The organism is Candidatus Darwinibacter acetoxidans, from assembly GCF_041936445.1.
GTDB lineage: Bacteria > Bacillota > Limnochordia > Darwinibacteriales > Darwinibacteriaceae > DTU010.
On the sequence record NZ_JBHGXH010000072.1, the window covers coordinates 1 to 2004 of the forward strand.

At 61.1% G+C, this 2004-nt stretch carries 1 protein-coding gene; it reads left to right on the forward strand.

Annotated elements, in window-relative coordinates; translation table 11 throughout:
* Positions 1-1996 (forward strand): phage NrS-1 polymerase family protein (locus ACE4YL_RS02610; RefSeq protein ID WP_461369144.1); only part of this gene is annotated, 1996 nt, incomplete at its 5' end.
* Between the last annotated feature and the right edge of the window lie 8 nt (positions 1997-2004).

The window sequence follows — 2004 nt, forward strand, 5'->3', positions numbered from 1 at the left end:
CTGCCGGCGTGGAGACCTCGAAATGTACGACGACGGTCGATATTTCACCGTCACCGGCAACCACATTCCCGGCACCCCTGCAGAGGTGCGAGAGCCGGCCCCGGGGAGCATTGAGGCGCTTTACGCGAAGATCAGCGCCCCCAAAGAGCAGGAGCCGAGGGAGCAGCCCCGGCGCGAACCCACCCACCATGTGGACCTCGCCGACGAGGAAGTGATCGCCCTCTGTCAGAAAGCCCGAAACAGCGCAACCTTCAACGCACTGTGGAACGGCAGCACAGCCGGGTATCCCTCTGCGAGCGAAGCCGACCAAGCGCTATGCAACCTCTTGTGTTTCTACACGCGCGACCCCTCACAGATTGCTCGACTCATGAGGCAATCGGGACTTTACCGGCAGAAAATGGACCGGGACGACTACCTGCAGCGCACAATCACCACAGCCCTGCAGGGTGTGAGAGAGACCTACACCCCGAAGCAGGAACGGCCCCGGCCCCGGGGGAAGCAGAAGAGGACCGGCAACGAGCAAGAGCCCGAGGAGGAGCAGCCCAAGAAGCTCAAATCACATGTGGTTACAGAGGACGGAATATGGATCGACGTGATCACCGGGGATCAGCAATTCCTGTTTGCTGGGATCGAGAACGGGGAGGTGGTCTTCCGAGAGAGCGTGACCGACGAGCACGGCGAGGAGGTTTACCCCCGGCCCCTTGACCGGCACGCAGACAGTGGGGATCTCGTCCACATTGTGGGGTTGCCCCGGAAGGAGGCGCTGGAGGCTGCAGCGCTCCTCAGCCCTCAAGAGCTCTCCGAAATGGTCCAGGCGCACCTCTACAGGTATGTGGACGTGAAGCCCCACGAACGGGAGCTTCTGACGTGGTACGCGATTTACACGTGGTTCTATCGGAAGAGCGCGACAAGCCCCTATCTCCGGTTTTTGGCCGATACCGGGAAAGGGAAGAGCAGGCTTGTGCGTGCAACCGGGGATCTCTGTTTCCTTCCGATCACAGCCGGAGGATCGAGCACCAGATCGGGGATCATGCGGTTCAAAGAGAAATGGCAGGGAACGCTTCTGATCGACGAGAGCGACCTATCAGGAGGAGCAGAAGACCCCCTGATCAAGTACCTAAACCTCGGTTTCGAGCGTGGGCAGTACTTCATTCTCTCCGACAAGAACGACCCGAAGCAGCAGGAGTTCTATGATCCCTTCGGCCCGAAGGTGATCGGCATGCGTCAGCCATTCGGCGATGTGGCCACAGAAGGTCGGTGCCTTTCGATCACCCCGTACGAGACAGAGAGGCGCGATATCCCGGTGGAACTCGGGAAGGAGTACCACGAGGCCGTGCAACAGGTGCGTGCTCATATCGCCCGGTTCGTGCTCACCCACTGGAACGAGATCGACGGGGAAACGCTCATGGACTGCAGCGATATCGACGTGGAGCCCCGGCTGAAGCAAATGTTGCGCCCTCTCTCCATAGTGCTGCAGCTCTACCCCGACGGGGAAGAGCGGTTCCGGCAGTATATGCTTGACCGGCAGATCGAGGTGAAGAAGCAGCGCGCCATGTCGTGGGAAGGGAGCATGTTCAACCTCGTGTACTCCCTTGCGAGTGGGGATACCACGCCCGACGAGGAGCGATACCGGCAGTACTACGACCTCACCGAGCAACTGCAGGCCGTGACCCCGGCAATGGTCGGCGACCTTCTCAGGGTATCGCCCCGGTCGGTGACAACCGCGCTTACCGGGATCGGGTTCGAGAGTGACCGGCGAACGATTAAACTCTGTGACGTGGCCCGGGCAACCGGGGACGGGAAGCGTGAGGTGGTCGGGACCCGGCAGGTACGCTGCTACACGGTCCCCTCACCTCAAGTGTGGAGAGAGATCACACGGCGCTACTACTTCGACCCCGACGACCCGAACGGCGACGCGCCCCCATGCCCGGAGATCCTACGAGGCCGGCAATGGGTGACGCTGGCACAGGAGAGGCTCGGGGGAGGTGAACTATGATATCAAAC